The sequence below is a fragment of the Dyella tabacisoli genome (assembly GCF_003350925.1).
GTDB lineage: Bacteria > Pseudomonadota > Gammaproteobacteria > Xanthomonadales > Rhodanobacteraceae > Dyella_C > Dyella_C tabacisoli.
The window spans coordinates 30,612-51,066 of the sequence record NZ_KZ857176.1 but is presented as its reverse complement, the minus strand read 5'-3'; the positions used below and the strand labels follow the sequence as shown (position 1 = coordinate 51,066).

Here is a 20,455-nt window from a genome sequence, read left to right as displayed (position 1 = left end):
CGTATGGTGGGGGCGGGCGGCGGGTGCCGCCCGCGGCAAGGACTCAGGCGGCCTGCGGGACCTTATCCAGGAAACCGAACACCTGGCGGATGCGATCGCCTTCCAGCGCGGCGACATCGAAACCGATCACCAATGGCTCGCTCGCATCCTGCGTACCCAGATGCCAGCGGAATCGCGCCATGTCATGGTGCGCATCGACGACACCGTCGAGGCGAAACACATGGCCGGGGAACATGCCCTGCACGGCGGTGATCGTGGCGTCGATGGCCTCCCAGCCCTTGGCCTCAATCATCGGGTCCGTGTAGACGGCGTGCTCCGTGTAAAGCTCTTCGATCAACACGCGCCGACGCAGCGGATCGGTTTCATTCCAGCTCTGGATGTAGCGTTCGACGATTTGCTTGGACTGGTTCATGGCGATGCTTCCTGGTGGTTGTTGTGTGCCACCAGATTGCCGCCGCGCCGGCGCAGAATCGATTACCTCGCAGGTAATGGATTGCCGCGGCAGCTCGATCAAGCGCTAAGAGCGTGAACAGGCTCTTAGAGTCAGAGACACCGCCATCCTCGATGAAGTGTCCCTGACGGACCGAACCTCGTAGACGTGTTATTCGATCAGTGGGCGCTGTGCGCGATGTGATCCGTAAGCGCGGGCCGTAGCGGTCACATCAGCTCTTACGAGTAGCCACCTAGCTGGCGCACCTCGCACTCCACCGTCCACTCGGTGCCGTGAGTGACCAGAAAGCGCCGCATCCACTCCAGGGCTTCTTCCTGCGACGCCGTCTCCAACATGAAAAAGCCGCCGACCACTTCCTTGGACTCGCTGAATGGGCCATCCATCAGCTTGGTTTTGCCCTTGTCGAGGCGAATCCGCGCCCCCTCCGACGTCGGCCGAAGTCCATCGGTTTCCACCAGTACGCCAGCCTTTTTCATTTCAGCGATCAGCTTGCCCATCTCGGTCAGCAGCCGCTCGTCCGGCACGTTGCCAGAGTTCTCTTCGATCTTGATAAGTACCAGGAAGCGCATGGGTGTCTCCACAATCGTTGGGGGAAAGAAAGCCCTCGGGCTGGCCGTTCCGGCCCGAGCTGACTCTCATATAGGCAACGAATGAGAAGCGGACGGATCGACAGCATTCGGCGGCTGATTTGCGACATCCATAAAATGGCAGCCGCAAAGCGCGGCCTGACCTGGATCTAGTGGGACTGGATCCAGGTGGACTCTATGTCGTCCTTCACCGCCGCATCGACCTCTTCCATGGAAACATCCAGAAGATCGTTGATGCGTCCGTGCCGCATGCCGAAGAAATCGCCGCCGCGCCTGTACGTTGCGGTCCACGTGAGGCGACCCGACTTTGCATGCTCGTAGTCGCCTTCATACGTAAAACCATTCTGGGTCTTACCGGAAATGCTCGTCATGGCTGACTCCTGTTGGTAAGTCGCACCCGCCCAGCTTATTCCTTATCAATCGGCTATGAATCCGATCCTGGCATGGCTGCCGTCGCAGAACGGTTTGTTCTGACTGGCCCCGCAGCGGCACAGAAACGTACTCGTCACCCGCGCCACCATGCGGCCGGTACCGCTGGTTACCTCAAGATTGCCGCGTATCTTCAACGGGCCATTGGTTTGCGGCTCGATATGCAGCGGGCCATTGCGCACGGCCAGCGCATCGGTCGATGTCCCGGTGGCGGGCTCCCCCGTGGCGGTGAAGCCGATGTCATGATGCGAGCCGTCGCAAAACGGTTTGTTCTTCGATGCCCCGCAGCGGCACAGCGTGGCGCGATAACCAGCGGGCACGCCATTCAGGCGCAGCTCGCCGCGAACCGCGTACGGACCGGCCTCGCGCGTCGCCGCGAGATTCACCGGCGGCGCGGATTCATCAGGGCGACCGTCGCGCCGCTCATAGCGGATGGCGCCGGAGGGACAGGCGTGGGCGATATCCGCCAGCCGTTCCGCGTCCATCGTATCGGGGTGAATCCACGGACCTTGCACGTTGGCGAGGAATACCGTGGGCGCGCCGGTCACGCAAAAACGCGCGTGGATGCACCGCTTGGCTTCAAATAGCAAGGTCAGCTTTTCACCATCGACCTGCTCGATGCCATCCTGTGTGGATGCCAGCGGTGCTGGTTGAGCGGCAGGTGTGCCTGCCGACATGGCCGGCGCAGCGACCGCCGGCACCGGCCTGGAAAGATCGAAACCTTGCATCGCCTGTTGCGCAAGCCGCGAGAAAATCGAAGCGGCGGCCGCAGTACGGGCATCACCCGCCTCGTTCAGGCGCACTGCCGCGTCGGTCAGTTCCTGGATGCGCTCGCAAAAAAAGCGGCGTGCACTCGGGCCTGGCGGCAGCGTGGATGCGTCGCGCAAGGTAATGAAGGTTACGCCGGCATGACATGCAGGATTCGACGGGCCGGCCGGCAAGCGCGCAGCGCGCTCGGCCAGCGGCACCAGCGCATGCATCAAGCCAATCGCCAGATCCAGGGCCAACGCCTTATCCGAATCCTGAGTCGGCACGGCATAGGTATAGGCCAGTAGGCGCTGCATCAGACCATAGGCGCTGTTGGCCAGATCCACCGTCGCGATCGCCCTGGCATCTTCGATCCACACCCGGCCTTCGGGACGCGGCGGGCGGCGCAGCACCGGGTTGGTGGCCGCCGGAAACGCCGGCGCAAAGGACGGATCTGCCGCAAGCAAGGCCTGGTATTCCGCGCGTATCCCGGCGAATTTCTGATAGTGCGAGTCTTCGGTGTGCTGTTGCGCGCCTTCGCCCTGGGTGATGATGGCGTCGAAGGCGATCAGCGCGGTCTTCAAGCAGATCACCCGCTTGGCGCCGGAAAGCGACACCTCGGCGTCGGACAACTGCAACGCCGGATCGCCGCACAATGCACCGGCCTCGCCGTGCGTGTCGGCCAGCTTGCGCAAACCTTCGCCAAGCTTTTCGTAGAACACCCCTACGGTGTCGTAATCCAGCCCCATCGGCGTGAGGCGGGGGCCATCGACGCCGCGTACGAAGACACGCTCAGGCGCAAAGCCCTCACCGTCCGGCTCGCTGGAGTCGGCGGGTCGTTCCAGATAAATAAAATGCTGCAGCGTGGCCGCGTTGAAAGGCGCCAGCTTCACCACCACGCCAGCCGGCAAGTAGCCGGGGTCGAGCGGAAAGTTCGACCGCCCGATACGCGGCGCGCCACCCAGCGCCACGGTGATGTTCCACACGGCAGTCAGGTGCCCCATCTCCTCCGTAGCGATCTGCACGATGGTGCGCCGCCAGCGCGTTACCGCATCGAGTTGTTCGGCCGTCAGGCCCTCCTCCATCGATGACTTCAGCGAGAAGGCTGCGTACAGATAAGTACACATAAGGCAGTGTTCGAGTTCCGCCGCCTCGTACAGAGCATGCAGCGCCTGCTCACGGCTTGGCGTGGAATCGACCGGGTTGTAGCTGGCCATGGCTGGCTCCCAGATGGACGTGGCGTGAAAAATACTGAAGGTACACCGTCTCAACAAGATGACCGCGAATCGAATCGGCGTGAATTGGATCGGCGATAACTCATTTACCTAAGCTAAAATCAAGAACTGTTCAGGGGAAACCATCATGTTGCTTGACGTAGAACCACCGGAGCCGCACAAGACCGGTCATCACAAGATCGACTTGATTATTGGCGGGTCGGCATTATTCCTCTCCCTGGTATCGCTCGCTATCGCTGTGCTGCATGGGCATACGATGGAGCGGATGGCCAACGCGAACACCCAACTTGTGCAAGCCAACTCGTGGCCTTTTTTGCAAGTGACCACCAGCAATGAGGACGATAACGGCGAGAGACTCATCGCGCTGACGGTGAAAAATGCCGGTGTAGGTCCCGCAAAAATTTACAGCTCGGAACTTCGCTACAAGGGCGAAATCATCCAGAAATGGCAAAAATTTCTCGACGATTGCTGCAGCGTTCCCGGCACTTCAAAACTGTCTTACTCATCCTCTGACAACGCAAGTTTCGGTGTTGTACGAGCAGGTGAAGCGGTGAATATCCTGCGCGTTGCGGGCTCAGACGAAAACCGTCTGGCTTGGAACAAATTAAACGTGGCGCGCGATGGCGTGAGCTTCAAAATTTGCTATTGCTCGGTATTTGACGAGTGCTGGACGACCAATGGAAAAACCTTGTCGCCGACACCTGTCAAAACATGTGAAGCCAAAGAAGAGATGGGCCCGCAAGGCTAATTGGCACGCTTGCGGACTGTTGCGGCACTAGCCTATGGAGGGGACTTGTCATGGGGCGAGTCCAGATACAGACATCAGGTCATGCCATAAAGTTGGCGCGTTCGATCCGATCCATCGGATCGAACGTTTCGGATTGATCGCGCGACTTCGAATACCACGCGCTGACCGCTATGCGTCGAAAGCGAGCACTACGGACATGCCCATGTTCGTTTCCAGCCCTATTTGCAAGAAGCAAGAATGACTGGCGTCAAGAAGGGTTCGAGCGTGCCAAGGGCTTCCTGCTTGCTGAGTTCTTCCAGCCTTGAATTGCGTGCATCAGGTTTACTCTCAACCATCGCGCGGTATGCCTTCAACAGGCTTCGCATACCGGCTACCTGGCTAGGAATGAGCTTACCCTTCTCTGCCGGATTGGCGACTTGGTATGCCGCGTTGCCAAAGATGAATTGGCCAACAAGCTCGTCGCTATATGCAACCTCATCGCTTGGAACCGGCGCCAAGACACCCGCGCACACGAGAACAACATCTTCGCTTTTGTCTTCCCAGTCGATAAGCCATGCCCGCATGGCGGGCGCCCGATCATCAAAAGGGTGGCTCTCAAGAAATGCCGTGTATTGGATAACCTTGGCGTGCTCGGCATTGACCGGAGACTCAGCAAACGCAGGCGCGGTCAGTACAGCAAACAAGAGCGCGGATGACAGCACGGAAGCTAAACGCATCGATGACTCCTGGACACAACGATTGGCGAACAGATTACCTGCATTGAGGTACGTTCAAACCAACTGACTAACCTGACACAGCAGATCGGCCGGCCTCTTTTCGCCGGAGTTTTAGCGCATAGGCAAAGGTGCACATCATCACCACACCTACAACAAGCCAGGCCCAGGGACTCTCCGGCCGCTCCCCCGAAAAATAGACCTTTTGTAGATCACGCTTCAGATATGTCATCGGGATCTTTTCGTCGTTTTCCAGCCTGCGGGCAATATCCCCTGCCAGCCTTTTCTGCGATACCAGTACGTCGCCAGCGGCACTTACATAGTGCACATCGAGCAGATGCACATCATAACCATCAGACGGTATGACGATTCTCTTTTGGGTTGGGCCGAGCTCCATCAATGCCGATTGCCCATTGAGGTGGAAATCAATGGTTTCATACAGGTCGATGCCACCCACAACAAGCCCTGCCAAGCCCATGCAAAAAAGAAATGCGGTAAAAAATATTGAACGCATCATGCCGCGAGTCCTTTGTTGTTAAATCGCCGACGGGTGGCTCTAACTGAATTACTGCCGCCTCAGTTCCGTTTTGAAATCAGTAAATCCTTGTCGTCCCTTCGCTATCATCTGAACTAGCCGTGCTTCCGCCTGCTTACTCGCTTGTGCTTGGATATGAAGCGTAGCAATCAGCGCGTTGAATTGAGTCAGCACTTCGTGTGGCATGGCTAACTTTCCATTGCGCAGCTGGGTACGGCCTAAGTTGTGCTGCGCCAGATCCAGCACAGCGGCCGTCGTATCGTCAATTTTTCGCAGTGTGCCGACGTAATCAGAGATGGCTCCGTTCATCAGGCGGTAGGATGTATTGAAGCCATGCATGGCCTCGGCCTGCTCTTTCGGCGGCAGCGTCAAGAGAATATTTTTGACACGTTTGAAGTAGTCATTTCCGGCCCCGTCAAATTCGTCCAAGAGTGAATTGAAACTGGCCAGCGCATTCCGGCTGGCTTGGATGCCAGCCTTCGAGGACAGGTTGTTCGCCGACAGCATTTGATTCAGCGGAAGGGCGGCCATGGCCTTGCCGATGCGCTCACAGTGCTGCCTTAGCTCGACAACTGCCGCTGCAACCTGATTGACCGTTCTCACCGCGATATCATCGCTCGCCTCGGCGCCAGGTTGCTGGGTTCCTGGTAACGATGCCGACGAGGCTGCTTGAGGTTTACCATTGGCGGCGTTTTCTAAGTTGCCGAGTGCTTCCAGCATCTTTGCCGAATGGCCGGAGGGATAGCCGGAGGGCCCGCCAAACTCGATTCTGAGGCCTACGATGCCGCAAACTAAAAAGATCACGCCTAGCCTGATCGATCGATTGGATGAGCGGGTCTCCTTTTTAACGGCGGGCTTAAAGCCTGCGGGACCAGGCATACCCTCAAAGGCATTCGCGAGATTTGTTTTCTGCGCATGGGAGTAGCCGCAGATAGCGCACGAAGTTCCTTCACCTATGACGACATTGCAGCGAGGGCAATTCACAAACGCTCCTTGTACATGCTGTTAGGACCGACGAGCATCCGCCGGCAACTCGTGTGTTAGGTAACTAGGTGCCTACTCAGCGGCCGATGCGCTAAATCCCATCACGGGAAGATTCGCCCGGTACCGCCACAAAGCAAAAGCGGCGAGCGGAAAAACGGGCAGCACCAGCAAGGCGACGCTGATCGCAAAGGTTCCAGCACTGGCGCCACTGAAAGAGCTATTGAGAGCGACCATCAGCAGATACATCAGCACGGGCACGACTACGATCACCGCCGCCGACAGCAATGCCACCACTCCCGCGCAGGCGGCCAACCGCAACGGCTGCATCATGGGCGAGGGTTTTCGCAACATATAGCGCGCGCAGGCGAAGGCCAGCGCCGCCGGAAGCAAGGTGTAGAACATCACGTGCAGCGTGCCGGCCGGCGATCCAAGCAGGCGTATCGACGCGCCGCTGGCGTTGGACAGAAAGACCGTGAAAAGCACAAAGAACGCCGCGGCAAACCACCAGCGCGCAGCCGGCATGGCGTCGGTCATTCGTGTTGGAACGCCCACCTCGCGTTCATTGGCGACACGAAGCCCGACCACGAGAGCGAACCAGTCCACCGCCAGCGACAGCAGCTCCATCCCCGCCGTCTTGAGCAGAGGGAGTGCGGCCCACCAACCCAGGGGGCGCAGCACCGAGCTTTCCATCAGCCAACGTATATAAGCAGCGTTGAGCGGCGCCAGCGCCATCGATATCAGAAAACTCGCCAGCGTCAGTATGAGCGCAAGTTTGAGCACCGTTTTCGCGGGATACAGACACCACGGGCGCTGGCCTCGTTCGACCTCGTGCTGGGCCCAGGCATACGCGAGCAGCCCCTTGGTAAGCAAAGCAAGCGGCAACCACGCCGCATAGCTGCCCAGCATGACGCTCAGGTGCGCAGAGCCCCCCGTTGCCAGGCGTATCGCCGTGATAATCGCGGTAAGAACTACCGAAAAGCACGCAGCAAACATCGCGACGGCATGCAGCGTCGCAGCAGATCGTTGATTCAAGACAGCCCCCTGTCAGCGCTTCTGCACCGTGCGCGCATGATGCTTAGCTAACTGGCGCCTTGTAAAGGTCGAGGAAGGGGTGAGTCAGGTGTTCACCCATTCCCCCTGCGACCAAAAGCTCGCCTCACTCAATGACTAATCCAGTTAATGCAAGTAAATGGTCGGCCCCAGGGTTGCCGCAAAGACCAGCGTCACCAGCACACCTGCCGCGATAAGAGCGTAGTGGCGACCGATGTAGAAATCCCGTGGCGGCAGGTCGCAACGCCGAGAATAGGCCACGTTGAATAACCCGGCCAAGCCACCGAACGATGACGCCACGGCCGACATCAAGGTGATTACGAGGCCAAGCGGATTGAACAGGCTGACCACCAGCGCACCCACGCCGGCAACCACATAAAGCGTCAAAGCGATCCACCGCTGCACGCGACGAGCTTGATCGCCACCGCCCAGCATCGCGATCAGCATGCGGATACCCAGGCGAACCACCCGGACATAGACGTACAGGCCGACCACGAACAGCCCTACCCGCCATAGCCAAGGCAACGGCAACGGACCGATGCCGCCCCCCACGTCCGGCCCCCAGTCACCGAGATTGGTGGCGCCCGAGAACATCCAATAACCGGCTGCGACCATGCCTTTGACGATAAACACCATCCAAAGCATCAATCGCGGCAATGGCCGCTCTACCTTGCACCATGCCAGATACGCCAGCACGGCCAACAAGACATCCATGCCGGTACCTGCCATCGCCACGATGCGTGCAGTCCACCCGTCCGTACCAGGACATTCGATGTAATACGCACCCAGCTCACTGGGCCGATGACCGGATGCAACACATGTGAGTGCATGCCCAAGCAGCTCATGCGCCATCGTCAACAAAGGCAATAGCAACAACACCAGTCCCACCATGGTCCATGGATCGACCCACAGACGCGCACGCGTTTCATTGCCTGTCATCACGCACTCCCCTCCCTCAAGGTGACTGGATGGTCCCGCATCCGCTGCACGCACTCCAGTGTGAAACCAGCGGTCGTCGCCATGACAACTGTCAGTGCAAGTCTTCGCCGACTACGCGACGATTGGCTGATCGGTCACCGGCTCATCGAGACGAATCCGCAACTTGCGAGGGGCTGAGCCCCAGCACGCGGCGCATGCAGCGGGCCATGTGGCTCGGATGCGCGAAGCCCGCCTCCAGTGCAATCTCCGTCAGGCTCATCCCCCCTTCGAGCAGGCGCATCCGCGCACGCTCGACGCGTCGTTCAAGCACAAAACGATGCACCGGCATACCCACGGCTTGTTTGAACAGCGGCTTGAAGTGCGACAGGCTGAATCCCGCCACGCTCGCCAGCTCAGCCAGTGTGAGGTCTTCATCGAGGTGCGCTTCGATGTACTCAAGTACGTGGCGCAGCCGCCATGCCGGCAGTGCGCGACCCGGCTTGGCGGTCGCGTTGCCGTTGCGCGTTTGCAGTGCAAGCAGCCGCGCCGCCAGCGCGGCGGCGAGGCTGTCGACGAATAACCGGCCGCCTGGATACGCATCGTGATCTTCGGCTTGCATCATCCAGCCGATGCGCTCGATTTGCGGGTCGCGGATATGAATCGAAGGTGCCAGCTCGGCATTTAGCGAACCCAGACCCATGGCATCGGCGGTCTCCAGCAAGAGCGAGGGCTTCAGCCGCAGCAGCAGCGATCGCGCCGGCTGCGACACGGTCCAGCGCGTGGTCGAGCGTGCCGGCACGACGCAGAACTGCCCATGGATCCGCAGCCCCTGTCGCTCGTAGTTGCCCATGCGGTAGGAAACCGGAACCGGGGCACCGAGGTGCAGACACAGCACATGGCGGTCATCCAGCGGCGAATTGAACAAGCCGGACGGAACCGGCGAGGTCAACACGTCGAGCAGCGGCAAGCGCTCTCGGCCCACGCTCGACAGCAGCGCGGCGGGTGGACCGGGGTAACACGAGGGGCGGTCGATCATCGGCTGATCCTTCTACGCGCCCCGGTTTTGCGCAAGTACCGAAAATCATCCGCTGGTGTCCGGCACCGGCCGTTTGTGCCGGCGTGCCTGCCGCGACAGTGTCAGCATGCCCGTATCGTTGCTTGGAGACCTCTATGAGACGCAGACAATTCCTGGCATGGACCGGTGCCGCTCTCGCCACCAGTGTCATCGGCGCCTGTGCATCGCGGCTGGACACCCGCCATGGCGCCGCCCCATCGCGACCGACCGACGCGGCGGCGTTTCGCGCGGCGCGGCGTTACGCCGACCTCCCCTTCGGCAAGATCGCCTATGTCGAGCGCGGTTCAGGCGATGCGGCGTTATTTCTGCATGGCGCGCCGCTCAACAGCTTTCAATGGCGCGGCGCGATCGATCGGTTGTCCGCCTACCGGCGATGCGTCGCCCCCGATTTCATGGGCCTCGGATATTCCGAGATTCCCGCGCACCAATCACTGGCGGCCGACGCCCAGGTCGCGATGCTCGCGGCCCTGCTCGACACGCTGGCCATCGGCAAGGTCGATATGGTCGCCAGCGATAGCGGCGGCGCGGTCGCACAACTGTTCGTGGCCCGTTATCCCGAGCGTGTGCGCACGCTGCTGCTGACCAATTGCGATGTCGAGCCTGACAGCCCTCCGCCCAAGGTCAAGCCGGCGATTGAGATGGCGCGCGCCGGCACACTCGCCGATGCCACCGCCCAATGGCTCACCGACAAGGCACTGGCGCGCTCGACATTCGGTGCGGCGGTCTATCGCGACCCCAGCCGCCTCGCCGATGAAACGATCGACTACTACGTCGCGCCGCTGGTCAGTTCGCCGTTGCGCCGGGCGCAATACCACGCGTTTCACCTTGCGCTGGAACCTAACCCGCTGGCGGGCATTGAGGCGGCACTCAAGCGCAGCACGGTGCCGTTGCGCATCGTGTGGGGCGCCAGCGACGACATCTTCTCGCCAACGGATGCCGACTATCTCGACCACATCTTTGCGCGCTCGCGCGGCATTCGCCGCGTACCCGAAGCAAAGCTGTTCTTTCCCGAGGAATTCCCCGACATCATCGCCGAGGAAGCGCGGCGCTTATGGGGTGTCGTCTGATGTCGGCATCGAGCCATCGCGCCATGACCTTCGAGGTCATTGCCCACGGTCGATGCCCAGGCAAGCATGCATGGCCCTCACCCTCGTCTTGTCGACTCGACCTCGTCGCCCCCAATGGAGTAAATGCGCTGTGCGATTAGCTGTTCTGTTGTCCGCACTGATACTGATGTTCGGCTTGAGCCTGCCTGCCGCTAACGCGACGGAGTCCGCGGCCGGGACGAACTCGCTCGACCATATCCTGCTATGGGGCCGCGACATCGACCAGGCTACCGCGATCATGACGGTCAAGCTCGGGTTTCAGGTCAGGCCGGGGCGCAATCCCGGCGGCGTCGCCAATCGTTATGTGCGGATGTCCGATCGCAGCTATCTGGAACTGCTAGGCATCACCCGGCCGAATCCCGAGATGGATCCGGGCATGCTCGCGGACCAGGCTATGTTGCACGGCGGCCCCGGCTCGCGGACCTTTGGCCTGCGTTCCTCGGCGCTCGATCAGGCCCGCGCGTTCTTGCAACAGCAAGACCTGGCGCCGACAGCGGTCTTCTCCGCGTCGCCCACCGACCCCGACGGCGCAGGTCCGTCCAAGCCTCCCCGCTGGCGTCTGTTCGCCTTCGAACACCAACCGCTCTCAAGCAATCTGTTCTTTATCGACTACGCAGCCGTCAACGCCACACCGACCCGCCTTGCGGACGAACAGGTGGCGCACGAGCATCCCAACGGTGCGCGCGAACTGTCTGCGCTGTGGCTGCTCTCAGCGGACGCCGATGCGGACCGCAAACAATTGGAGCGCATGGGTATAACCGGCGCGACACCTGTTCGGATGCCCCAGGTATCGGCCCACGGGTATGCGGTACCGGTGGGCCAGAAGCGCATTTTCGTACTGCAACCGGATGGTCCGGGGATGGCCGCAGAAGCCCTGCGCAAAAGTGGCCCTCAGGTGCTCGGAGTCAGCATTGGCGTTGCGGACCTGGACCGGGCAAAAAGACGGGTCGAGCGCGGATACGAAAAAGAGCTGGCGCGCTATAGCGGAGCGCTGGGCGACTCTTTTCTGGCGCCGACGCAGGACGACCTCGGGCTGCTGATCGAATTCCACGCCTTATCTAAGAGCCCACTCAAGGTTTCCCGCTAACTCGCGCTACATGACAGATATCAGTCCTCGGTCTTTTTAAGCGACGAGCCGACTGACATCTTGGGGCCCAGGTGACGACTGGCTTGCCGCGCCTCGCGCAATCGTCTGGCATGCGCGGCCAGCAGATCGCCACGGGTGAGGATGCCGATCATTCGATGCGGCTCGTGCTTGGAGAGCACAATGAGCCGTCCAACATCGGCCTCGACCATGTGATCGGCCGCTTCGCGCAATGAATGATCCTCTTGCACCGCAAGCACGCGTCGCTGGATAAGCGAGCCGGTGAGCGCGTCTCCCGATACCTTGGCATTGAGCAAGTCACGTCTTGTGACGACACCCAGCAATTGCTCGTCTTCACCGAGCACGGGAAAGCCCTGGTGCTTTGCGGCGGGGTGATCCTCGCCGAGCCACTGGCGTACCTCAGACAATGTTTGCGACGCGCGCAGGCTGACCACATTCCGGCTGCATGCGTCGCGCACGATAATTTGATCGAGATAGTCTGCGGCGTACTCCGATGGAACGCGCACACCACGGCGAACAATCTTCTCGGTCATGATGGTATTGCGCATCAGCAAGCCCGAGACCAGATAGGCCGCCGCGCACGCGCCTAGCAGTGGCAGCAAGCCGTGAGGTTGCTGAGTCGTCTCGAAGGCGAACACCACCGAGGTGAGAAAAGCACGCGACGCCCCGGCGAAAATAGCCGCCATGCAGACCAAAGCAGCCATACGCGGGTCGACATGCAGCCAAGGTGCCCAGGTGACTAGAAGCAGGCCCGCGGCGCCACCCAGTGCACCACCGATGGTGAATAGCGGTGCAAGCGTGCCGCCGGACGTACCGCTGCCAAGCGCTACCGACCACGACAACAGTTTCGCCAGGCACAACGCGATCATGCCGCCGAGGCTTACCTGACCGGCGATCACTGCGGCGATATTTCCGTAGCCGACACCGAGCGTCAGCGGCATGAAATAGCCGACGACACCGACGACGACGCCACCCAGTGCCGGCCACCACATCCAGTGAATGGGCAGCTTCTCGAATCCGTCCTCGATGGCATACGTGAGCTTGGTCACCCCCACGCTCACGACGCCCACGATCAGTCCGAGCATGATGTAAGCGGCTATCGCAGCGAGTCCGGGCGAGGCGATGTCCGGCATCGGAAACATCGGCTCGTTGCCTTCGAGCACGAAGCGCACACCGGTGCCTATGACGGCGGCGAGCGCTACCGGAATCAGCGAGCGTGCGCGCCGTTCGAACAGCAACAGCTCGATAGACAGCAACACGGCCGATATGGGTGCGGAGAATACGGCGGCCATGCCGGCGGCGGCACCCGCGGCGAGCAGCGTCTTGCGCTCATCGGCGGTCACATGCAGGAGTTGTCCAACCAACGAGCCCAACGCACCACCGGTGGCGATGATCGGACCTTCCGCGCCGAAGGGACCGCCCGTGCCAATGGCAATGGCCGAAGACACCGGCTTAAGCCAGGTCATTCTGGCCGGGATACGACTTTCGTTAAGCAGCACTTGCTCCATCGCCTCGGGAATGCCGTGACCACGGATTGCGCGCGATCCCCAACGCGCCATGACGCCCACAATGAGCCCGCCGACCACCGGAACCACAATGACCCATAGGCCCAGGTGATTGCCTGCGGGACTCGTGAAATCAAAACTCCAACGCCCGTAGAACGCCAGATTGGTCACCAGCCCGATCAGCGCCGTCAGCGCACGAGCGACTAAAGCCACTACCGCGCCAAGCCCCATGGCGAGACCGGTAATCCAAAGCACACGCCACCCCAACGGACGAAACTGCCTGGGCATATGCGCCGCGGAAAGCGTCGAGTCCAGCGAAGGCGCAAGCGGAAGCGCCGCGCGAGTGTGCGGTTCAGTCGTATTTTCTTGCATGGTCGCCGCAATGAGCGTGAGGAGCGCGCAAGGTTACGCGGATATCAGCTCAGTAGCTGGCTGGAAAATGAATGGCCGTCCAAAATGGAATGAGCCACCCGTCAGCACCGGCCCTCCGCTTCGGATTGCGTTGCACCGGCATATTTCCATTAAATATATCGATGTCCGCCCCCGGCCCGGAAACGGACATCAACGCCCAACTAAACCGCGCCGCGGAGTAGCGTCGGCTTGAGTGAGTTATTAGATGGCCGAACCGTGCTTACTCTTCAATAGCCTCAACACCGCGTTGCCTTAGGTTTTCAAGGTGAGCGTGCATTTCTTTGAGCTGGCCTGGGGAGTGACCCTTCCATTGTGCAACCTCGCCGACGATGCGAAAGGGGCTCCGCGAGCGATATGACTTGGTGGGATTTCCGGGAAACCTCTTATTCGTCAGATTGGGATCGTCTTCCATGGACCCTGTTGGCTCCACGATGTAGATCCTGCCCTGCCCTGCGCCAACGGCCAGCTCGGCTCCCCAGATGGCGGCATCCAATGTGGCGGTCAGGTAAACGAAAGCCGACTGTTTTCTTTTGCCATAGTTGGAGACATAGCCTGGTTCGATCAGGTCACCCAGCTTCAGGTCGGCTTTGGTGCCGTGGAAGTACGTTTGCGAATCAGTCATCGGGTCACTCCGGTTTCCTGTCGTTTCGACAGGCCGGCCATGCTGAACTACGCACCGGGCCTTTCCGCAAGCCCCCCGGTGTTGTATAAATTCATCAGGGAGGCGCGCGGCGCCTCTTTTTTTTGCCGCCCAGAGCTATCCGTCGGCCATAGGCAGGCCCCCTACCGGCGTCACTCTTTCGCCGAGTTCGCTTAAGTCCGTGAGCGATTCAGCCAGACTTGAGACGGCGATTTGAAATCAACCGCTCTCCGTGAAGACATACTCATGCTGCGCGTCCCGAATCATCAGGGTCCGCTGGCCGGCTTGCGTGCCGACAGTCAGCTCGGGCGACCACCCCGGCGCGGTCGCGACGAAGGTGATGGTTCCGTCGGGATTCTTGCGCAGTGCGATCGGCGCTCGCCACGCACCGAAATCGAACATTGCGCCGTTGCTGGTCTTGATGACGCGAATCTCGCCAAGCACATCATTGTGGTAGCGCGATGCGAGTTTGGCGATTTCAGCGGAATCTGGCGGAATCGCCAGCGCCTTGCGCGAGGCGGCCGTCCGCTCCTGCGCAGCTTTCGCGGCGGCAGCTACCGCAGCATCCGCCTGGGGACTTCCATCAAACAACACTTCGAGAAATTTGCGCGGAAACGCATCCATCAAGACATCACCGGCGTCCGCGTTGGTGAGAATCACCGCGCCGACGCCATACTCGGGAAGCCACACCATGTTGCTGCGGTAGCCGCGCATCCGTCCGCCATGAAACACCATTCGAATCCCCGTGCGGGCATCCGTTTCCAACCCCATGCCGTACCACGAATCCTTGCCGGTCTTGACCTGCGGCGCCTGTCGCGCCTGTAGTGCCGCCTCGGAAATATAACGCTCTCCATCGGGTAGTACGCCGGCGGCGAGCTCCATCCGCACATACTTGAGGAGATCGTTGACACTGCTCCATGCGCCACCGGCCGGACGTACCGCGCGAATCGGGTAGTTCTGCGCCATGGCCACCGCCGTGGTCTTGCCGTCCAGATCAAACCCGTACGGCCGCGCGTAGTTGCCCTGTGTCGCGCGCGCAAAATCGAACGTGGTACGCGTCATACCCAGCGGCCCGAAGACACGCGTCGCCATCGCCCGGTCATAGGCGGCACCGACCTCCAGTCCTGGATACGCAACGTGGCCACCGACCAGGCCTGCCACGGCGGCAATCGGGTTCGAGTATTGGTACATCTCACCGAACTTGCTCGTTGGCTGCATCCGGCTGAGGATCGCCAACGCCAGCTCCGGCGTGGCGTTCCTGGGGCCGAGAATCCATTCGAGATCATGCCGTGGCAGTCCGGTACATGCGCATAGCAGATGTTTGACCTGCACCTTGCTGGACGTGTCGGTGTCGCCGAGCCTGAAATCCGGCAAGACCTTGGTCACTTGCGTATCCCAGTCGAGCTTATGCTCGTCGACCAGCTTGCCGAGCATCAAGGTCGTCAGTGATTTCGTATTCGACGCGATGAGATACAAGGTGTCAGCGTCGACCTTGGTCGACTGGCCCAGCTCGCGAACGCCAAACCCCTCGGCCAGAATGATCTTGCCGTCCTGTACTACGCCGACCGAGATCCCCGGAACACCGAGCATGTCCTGCGAGCGCACGACGAAGTCCTTGAGTGCGGCGATACGTTTTGCATCGAGCCGCTGTGCTTTTCGCCCAGCGAAGCTCTCGCGCACATATCCCTTCGGCAGCAATTCGTCGACGATCAATGCGATCTGAGCCTCACGTTTGCCATCGACCGCGTTTGCGAGATCCGAAATCCTTACGGTCCACCGCCCCTCATGTTGCATCGCACTTGCCGTAACCGTGCGTTGCTCGTTCGGCGACGTCTGATAGGTGTAGGTATGTTGATCCTGCCAGCCATCCTTGTCGGGATTGGCAATGGCCGACCTTAGCGTACGCATGGCATCTGGATGATATGCCGTCCACGCCTCGGCCACCGCGGCCTCGGCGCTCTTCGCCTGGACGTCGACCAGCGCAATCCACGATTTACCTTCGGGCGCTTCGAGAATCGACGCGTTACCGCGCTCGCTGAGCGACCACCCGGCCGGTGCCATGAAGGCGTTACCCGCCGCAGTCACTTCGGCCGTATCCGCCGTAAGCGTGGTTGGTGCCACGGCTGTTGTGGACTGCCCGATGGCATAGCTCATCGTGGGTGTCAGCACGTAGCCGGCGAAGACTACGGAGAAAACAACCGCCGAAAGATGTCTAGCGAATGCTGGATAGCGCACTGACTTCTCCTTGGGCATATGAGGTCAAAACCCCGCAGGCCCACTCGTGTGAACAGTGTTTACGCCCATTGAAATGGTGCCGCTGTGTTGCCGACGAAATGGATCACGCCAAGTATTCGCCCGTCCAGTGCTGAAAGGGATAGAACAACAGGCGAATCATCAACCTCCCCCCGGCGTCATCGTTCGCTTGCAGTGAATGGTGTATTCATCGCCGGGTGTCTTATGGGGTCCATGCATTCTCTCCATCATGCGCACACCTCGACGCAAAAGAATCCACCACGATGAACATCCCGCAGGTCACCCATCACCACGTCGATATCGACGGCATCAAGGTCTTTTATCGGGAGGCCGGCCCCAAGGACGCACCGACCTTGCTGCTGCTCCACGGCTTTCCGTCCGCGTCACATCAGTACCGCCGCTTGATGGATGCACTGGGCGATCGCTATCACCTGATCGCGCCGGACTACCCAGGCTTTGGCCACAGCGATGCTCCCGTGCCTGCCACGCTGGGTGGTCCGTTTGCTTACAGTTTTGACCGCCTGGCGGACGTGATGGAAGGCTTCTGCCAGGCACTCGGGCTGGATCGTTTCGTCGCCTATATGTTCGATTTCGGCGCGCCGGTGGGCTTTCGCCTGGCGGCACGGCACCCGGAGTGGTTCGAGGGCCTGGTGATCCAGAACGGCAACGCTTACACGGTGGGCCTGAGCCCGATCGCACAGGAGTTCACCGCGATGAAGCCGGGCGTGAAAGGCGCCGAGGAAGGGGTACTCAATCTGCTGACGCTGGACATGACGCGCGGCCAATACCTTACCGGCGCAGCGCATCCCGAGCTGATCGCGCCCGATGGCTGGACTATGGACCAGCATTTTCTCGACCTGCCCGGCCGCGCGCAGATCCAGGTCGATCTTGCACTGAACTACCACTCCAACCTTGAGCTGTACCCGCAATGGCAGGCATGGCTACGCGAGCATCAGCCGCCGACACTCATTTTCTGGGGCCGTAACGACCCGTTCTTCGTGGAGGCCGGCGCGCGGGCCTATCTGGATGATGTGCCAAGTGCCGAACTGCATCTGCTCGATACCGGGCACTTCGCATTGGAAGAATGCCTGCCGATGATCGCTCCGCTGATTGCGGACTTTGTCGAACGTATCGGCCATCGCCAACCCGTAGATCAGAAGCAGGCAGGCGCCGCGCAGCTCTGACACTTTTTCCGCTTTCTATTGCCTGCCCCCCAAGGATTTCATATCAGATGAACGTTGTTCTTACCCTCATTGGCGGCCCCACCGCCTTGATCGAGGTCGCGGGCACGCGGCTGCTGACCGACCCGACCTTCGACGAGCCGCAAGCCTATGACGCCGGCACCATCACCTTGGTCAAACGAACGGGGCCGGCAACCGACCCAGCCTCGCTGCTGCCCATTGACGCCGTGCTGCTCAGCCATGACCACCACTGGGACAATCTCGACCGTTCGGGGCGAGCCTTTCTCAAACAAGCACCACGCGTACTGACTACGCCTGCCGGCGCATCCCGGCTTGGCGGCAGTGTCGAGGGTCTGACCACATGGGAAAGCGTGGTCGTTCACGGGCCTGAAAAGAACGAGGTGCGTGTCACGGCAACCCCTGCGCGGCACGGCCCCGTAGGTATCGAGCCGATCAGCGGCGATGTCGTGGGTTTCGTGGTGACACCTGAACATTCCAGCGGCAGCATCTACGTGTCGGGCGATACCGTCTGGTACGAGGGTGTCGCCGCGATCAAGGACAAGTTCGATATCCGGCTGGCGATTCTTTTTACCGGCGCGGCGCAACCACGCGGCAGCTTTCACATGACCATGGGCAGCAACGACGCCATCGAGTTCGCGCACGCGTTCCCCCAGGCGCATATCGTCGCCATTCACAACGAAGGCTGGGAACACTTCGTCGAGAGTCAGAGCGAACTTGCCCGATCTTTCGCCACGGTGGGTCTTGCAGATCGACTGACGAGCCTTGAGCGAGGCGTTCCGGCCACGTTTGAGATTTGATGCCGCCTATGCCCTAGAGCCCGGCGGAAAACGCAACGTCGCGATGGGCAATCCATTGCACGACGAAATCGCGGAACAAGCGGATTCGCGCGGACGAGCGCAGGTCGGGATGGGTGACAAACCATAGCTGTGTCTGCACCTCCGGCAGCGGCGCGCCGAGCCGGCTTACGGCGCGCGAGCGGTCGGCATAAAAGCACGGCAGCAGTGCGCGGCCGAGGCCGGCTTCGCAGGCAGCAAGCGCGGCCGGCAGCGTATCGACAGTAAGCGCGATACGCGCCGGATCGACGTGATTGCGAAGCCACTGTGCGGCCGCCAGATGTGACAGTGCATCGCCCAACCCGATCCAGCGCTCTGCAGGTTCTTTGCGGCGCGCTGGTTTTGGCGCATACACGGCGGTGGCGACGCTGGCGAGCTTGCGCACCGACAACCCTTGCGGCGATAGCTGGGCCGGACGAATAGCCACGTCCGCGTCGCGTTGCTGCAGTGTCAGAAACGCGTTGTTAATCACCAGATCGAAGTGCACCATCGGATGCAGCGCAGTGAATTCGGCGCATAGCTCGGCCAGGTGTCCGACCAGAGTGTCGGGCGCGGTTACGCGCAACCGGCCATGCACATGACGATCGCGTCCGAGTAGCTGCCTGGACAGCAGGTCGGTCTCGGCCAGCACACGCTCGGCCGCCTGCGCCGCCAACTCCCCCTCCTCGGTCGCCTGATAGCCGCGACGGCTGCGCCGGAACAGCTTGACCCCGAGACGCTGCTCGACCGTGCCAAGCCGTCGAAACGCATTGGAATGATCGATGCCCAGATCACGTGCGGCACCCGCCAGATTGCCGTTCGCGGCAATAGCACGTACCAACTGAAGATCGTCAAGAGACCATTCGCCCGACTTCATGCGCAAGCTTTCCTTGTAGCGGTGACAGATGGCGCTCGCCGGCGCCTGCCTTGAAGCTGTCCCCACCCTTCAGGAGACACCCGATGAAACTGTACTTCACTCCCGGTACTTGCTCACTGGCAACGCATATTGTGCTGCGAGAATTGAATCTGCCGTTTGAACTGATGCGCGTGCGCCTCGGTGCGGAACCGATCGTTGCGGCAACCCGAGCGGACTATCGCCAACTCAACCCGAACGGCTATGTCCCGCTGCTGCAACTCGATGACGGCCAACTGCTGACGGAGGGGGCGGCGATTTTGAGCTACCTCGCCGACCTGGTGCCAGCGCATGGACTGCTGCCGGCCGGCACAGCACTGGAACGCTACGAGGCGCAACGCTGGCTGGTCTATATCAGCTCCGAACTGCACAAGATGTTCAGCCCATGGCTGTTTCATCCCGAATTCGGTACGCAGGCGGCCGAGGTTGCTCGGGGCAAGATCGCTAAACGTCTCGAACTGATCGAGCGTCAGCTTCAGGGGCGCGCGTTTTTGCTGGGGGACACTTTCACTGTCGTCGACGCGTATCTCTTCACGATTGCCAGTTGGTCCAAACCTTGCGGCCTGTCACTGGATAGCTTTCCTTTGCTGGCCGCGTATCTCCAACGCATCGGCGAGCGCAACAGCGTGCAGAGCGCGCTTCGTGCCGAGCAGGGAGCATGAGGCAATGACCGCCGGAGTGAGCATCTCATCAGCGTGGCTGATGCTGTTGGTAGCGGGCGCACTGGACGTGCTGTGGGCCGTATCGATGAAGTTATCGCAAGGCTATACGCGCTGGGGCTGGAGCGCGGTATCGCTGCTGGCGCTGGCCGCATTCGTGGTGCTGCTGGGGCGTGCGCTGACCGCATTGCCGGTCGGTAGCGCTTATGCGGTGTGGACCGGTATAGGCGCAGCGGGCACGGCGCTGCTTGGTGTCGTGTTATTTGGCGAGCCGCTGTCGCTATCACGGGTAGCCGGGATTGTCTTGATCGTCGCCGGGGTGATTGCGCTACGCGCGGTGACGCCGGCTGCATGACAACATGGCGCGAGGATTGTTG

General features: G+C 60.8%; 21 protein-coding genes. 7 read left to right on the top strand and 14 right to left on the bottom strand.

Features of this window, described 5'->3' with window-relative positions; translation table 11 throughout:
• Positions 1-43: 43 nt before the first annotated feature.
• The 4 genes from DVJ77_RS09975 to DVJ77_RS09960 all read right to left on the bottom strand — a co-directional run bounded on the left by DVJ77_RS09975 (position 44) and on the right by DVJ77_RS09960 (position 3,431).
• Positions 44-412 (bottom strand): nuclear transport factor 2 family protein, encoded by a 369-nt coding sequence (locus DVJ77_RS09975; protein ID WP_114845370.1) that lies wholly within the window; start codon positions 410-412, stop codon positions 44-46.
• 257 nt (positions 413-669) lie between these two features.
• A complete protein-coding gene (locus tag DVJ77_RS09970; protein ID WP_114845369.1) occupies positions 670-1,020 on the bottom strand; it encodes a YciI family protein in 351 nt (116 codons plus the stop codon).
• Positions 1,021-1,187: 167 nt separating this feature from the next.
• Positions 1,188-1,409, bottom strand: coding sequence for a TonB-dependent receptor (locus DVJ77_RS21450; RefSeq protein WP_225427931.1), 222 nt, complete (start codon positions 1,407-1,409; stop codon positions 1,188-1,190).
• A gap of 45 nt (positions 1,410-1,454) precedes the next feature.
• A complete protein-coding gene (locus DVJ77_RS09960; protein ID WP_114845367.1) occupies positions 1,455-3,431 on the bottom strand; it encodes a ferritin-like domain-containing protein in 1,977 nt (658 codons plus the stop codon).
• 145 nt (positions 3,432-3,576) lie between these two features.
• On the opposite strand from DVJ77_RS09960, the gene DVJ77_RS09955 reads away from it, so the two are divergent.
• Complete coding sequence (locus DVJ77_RS09955; protein ID WP_114845366.1) at positions 3,577-4,197, top strand: hypothetical protein; 621 nt, start codon at positions 3,577-3,579, stop codon at positions 4,195-4,197.
• Positions 4,198-4,415: 218 nt separating this feature from the next.
• Here DVJ77_RS09955 and DVJ77_RS09950 read toward each other — a convergent pair whose 3' ends face one another.
• From DVJ77_RS09950 to DVJ77_RS09925, 6 genes are all read right to left on the bottom strand, one after another.
• Complete coding sequence (locus DVJ77_RS09950; RefSeq protein WP_114845365.1) at positions 4,416-4,913, bottom strand: hypothetical protein; 498 nt, start codon at positions 4,911-4,913, stop codon at positions 4,416-4,418.
• Positions 4,914-4,980: 67 nt separating this feature from the next.
• A complete protein-coding gene (locus DVJ77_RS09945) occupies positions 4,981-5,427 on the bottom strand; it encodes a hypothetical protein (protein WP_114845364.1) in 447 nt (148 codons plus the stop codon).
• A 48-nt stretch (positions 5,428-5,475) separates the two neighbouring features.
• Positions 5,476-6,429 carry a hypothetical protein gene (locus tag DVJ77_RS09940; protein ID WP_162791443.1) on the bottom strand — a complete coding sequence of 318 codons (954 nt, stop codon included), beginning with the start codon at positions 6,427-6,429 and terminating at the stop codon, positions 5,476-5,478.
• 72 nt (positions 6,430-6,501) lie between these two features.
• On the bottom strand, positions 6,502-7,461 hold the full coding sequence (locus tag DVJ77_RS09935; RefSeq protein WP_162791442.1) for a hypothetical protein: 960 nt from the start codon (positions 7,459-7,461) through the stop codon (positions 6,502-6,504).
• A gap of 144 nt (positions 7,462-7,605) precedes the next feature.
• Entirely contained in the window at positions 7,606-8,418 is an 813-nt protein-coding gene (locus tag DVJ77_RS09930) for a hypothetical protein (protein WP_114845361.1), read from the bottom strand.
• Positions 8,419-8,560: 142 nt separating this feature from the next.
• Positions 8,561-9,433 carry a helix-turn-helix domain-containing protein gene (locus DVJ77_RS09925; protein WP_114845360.1) on the bottom strand — a complete coding sequence of 291 codons (873 nt, stop codon included), beginning with the start codon at positions 9,431-9,433 and terminating at the stop codon, positions 8,561-8,563.
• Between the two features lie 134 nt (positions 9,434-9,567).
• On the opposite strand from DVJ77_RS09925, the gene DVJ77_RS09920 reads away from it, so the two are divergent.
• Together DVJ77_RS09920 and DVJ77_RS09915 are read left to right on the top strand one after the other, a co-directional pair.
• The gene (locus tag DVJ77_RS09920; RefSeq protein ID WP_114845359.1) at positions 9,568-10,539 is read left to right on the top strand and encodes an alpha/beta fold hydrolase; all 972 of its coding nucleotides are present in this window, start codon (positions 9,568-9,570) and stop codon (positions 10,537-10,539) included.
• Between the two features lie 130 nt (positions 10,540-10,669).
• A complete protein-coding gene (locus tag DVJ77_RS09915; protein WP_114845358.1) occupies positions 10,670-11,665 on the top strand; it encodes a VOC family protein in 996 nt (331 codons plus the stop codon).
• Positions 11,666-11,685: 20 nt separating this feature from the next.
• Here the strand turns inward: DVJ77_RS09915 and DVJ77_RS09910 are convergent, their stop codons facing one another.
• The 3 genes from DVJ77_RS09910 to DVJ77_RS09900 all read right to left on the bottom strand — a co-directional run bounded on the left by DVJ77_RS09910 (position 11,686) and on the right by DVJ77_RS09900 (position 16,474).
• Complete coding sequence (locus DVJ77_RS09910) at positions 11,686-13,476, bottom strand: chloride channel protein (RefSeq protein ID WP_114845711.1); 1,791 nt, start codon at positions 13,474-13,476, stop codon at positions 11,686-11,688.
• 343 nt (positions 13,477-13,819) lie between these two features.
• A complete protein-coding gene (gene arr, locus DVJ77_RS09905; protein WP_114845357.1) occupies positions 13,820-14,221 on the bottom strand; it encodes an NAD(+)--rifampin ADP-ribosyltransferase in 402 nt (133 codons plus the stop codon).
• A gap of 237 nt (positions 14,222-14,458) precedes the next feature.
• Positions 14,459-16,474, bottom strand: coding sequence for a serine hydrolase domain-containing protein (locus tag DVJ77_RS09900; protein WP_225427930.1), 2,016 nt, complete (start codon positions 16,472-16,474; stop codon positions 14,459-14,461).
• Between the two features lie 281 nt (positions 16,475-16,755).
• On the opposite strand from DVJ77_RS09900, the gene DVJ77_RS09895 reads away from it, so the two are divergent.
• Both DVJ77_RS09895 and DVJ77_RS09890 read left to right on the top strand, forming a co-directional pair.
• The gene (locus tag DVJ77_RS09895; RefSeq protein ID WP_114845356.1) at positions 16,756-17,676 is read left to right on the top strand and encodes an alpha/beta fold hydrolase; all 921 of its coding nucleotides are present in this window, start codon (positions 16,756-16,758) and stop codon (positions 17,674-17,676) included.
• 47 nt (positions 17,677-17,723) lie between these two features.
• Positions 17,724-18,491 carry an MBL fold metallo-hydrolase gene (locus tag DVJ77_RS09890; protein ID WP_114845355.1) on the top strand — a complete coding sequence of 256 codons (768 nt, stop codon included), beginning with the start codon at positions 17,724-17,726 and terminating at the stop codon, positions 18,489-18,491.
• Positions 18,492-18,504: 13 nt separating this feature from the next.
• On the opposite strand, the gene DVJ77_RS09885 is transcribed toward DVJ77_RS09890, so the two are convergent.
• Positions 18,505-19,383, bottom strand: a complete 879-nt coding sequence (locus DVJ77_RS09885; RefSeq protein ID WP_114845354.1) for a LysR family transcriptional regulator — start codon at positions 19,381-19,383, stop codon at positions 18,505-18,507.
• A gap of 83 nt (positions 19,384-19,466) precedes the next feature.
• On the opposite strand from DVJ77_RS09885, the gene gstA reads away from it, so the two are divergent.
• A complete protein-coding gene (gene gstA / locus DVJ77_RS09880; protein ID WP_114845353.1) occupies positions 19,467-20,081 on the top strand; it encodes a glutathione transferase GstA in 615 nt (204 codons plus the stop codon).
• A 16-nt stretch (positions 20,082-20,097) separates the two neighbouring features.
• Entirely contained in the window at positions 20,098-20,433 is a 336-nt protein-coding gene (locus tag DVJ77_RS09875) for a DMT family transporter (protein WP_114845709.1), read from the top strand.
• The last annotated feature ends 22 nt before the right edge of the window (positions 20,434-20,455 follow it).

Bases quoted from the DNA above. Each gene is read 5' to 3' on its own strand.
- DVJ77_RS09955 (WP_114845366.1), top strand. From the start codon at position 3,577: ATGTTGCTTGACGTAGAACCACCGGAGCCGCACAAGACCGGTCATCAC.
- DVJ77_RS09910 (WP_114845711.1), bottom strand. From the start codon at position 13,476: ATGCCCAGGCAGTTTCGTCCGTTGGGGTGGCGTGTGCTTTGGATTACC.
- DVJ77_RS09960 (WP_114845367.1), bottom strand. From the start codon at position 3,431: ATGGCCAGCTACAACCCGGTCGATTCCACGCCAAGCCGTGAGCAGGCG.
- DVJ77_RS09920 (WP_114845359.1), top strand. From the start codon at position 9,568: ATGAGACGCAGACAATTCCTGGCATGGACCGGTGCCGCTCTCGCCACC.
- DVJ77_RS09975 (WP_114845370.1), bottom strand. From the start codon at position 412: ATGAACCAGTCCAAGCAAATCGTCGAACGCTACATCCAGAGCTGGAAT.
- DVJ77_RS09925 (WP_114845360.1), bottom strand. From the start codon at position 9,433: ATGATCGACCGCCCCTCGTGTTACCCCGGTCCACCCGCCGCGCTGCTG.
- DVJ77_RS09950 (WP_114845365.1), bottom strand. From the start codon at position 4,913: ATGCGTTTAGCTTCCGTGCTGTCATCCGCGCTCTTGTTTGCTGTACTG.
- DVJ77_RS09890 (WP_114845355.1), top strand. From the start codon at position 17,724: ATGAACGTTGTTCTTACCCTCATTGGCGGCCCCACCGCCTTGATCGAG.
- gstA (WP_114845353.1), top strand. From the start codon at position 19,467: ATGAAACTGTACTTCACTCCCGGTACTTGCTCACTGGCAACGCATATT.
- DVJ77_RS09945 (WP_114845364.1), bottom strand. From the start codon at position 5,427: ATGATGCGTTCAATATTTTTTACCGCATTTCTTTTTTGCATGGGCTTG.
- DVJ77_RS09885 (WP_114845354.1), bottom strand. From the start codon at position 19,383: ATGAAGTCGGGCGAATGGTCTCTTGACGATCTTCAGTTGGTACGTGCT.
- DVJ77_RS09930 (WP_114845361.1), bottom strand. From the start codon at position 8,418: ATGACAGGCAATGAAACGCGTGCGCGTCTGTGGGTCGATCCATGGACC.
- DVJ77_RS09895 (WP_114845356.1), top strand. From the start codon at position 16,756: ATGAACATCCCGCAGGTCACCCATCACCACGTCGATATCGACGGCATC.
- DVJ77_RS21450 (WP_225427931.1), bottom strand. From the start codon at position 1,409: ATGACGAGCATTTCCGGTAAGACCCAGAATGGTTTTACGTATGAAGGC.
- arr (WP_114845357.1), bottom strand. From the start codon at position 14,221: ATGACTGATTCGCAAACGTACTTCCACGGCACCAAAGCCGACCTGAAG.
- DVJ77_RS09970 (WP_114845369.1), bottom strand. From the start codon at position 1,020: ATGCGCTTCCTGGTACTTATCAAGATCGAAGAGAACTCTGGCAACGTG.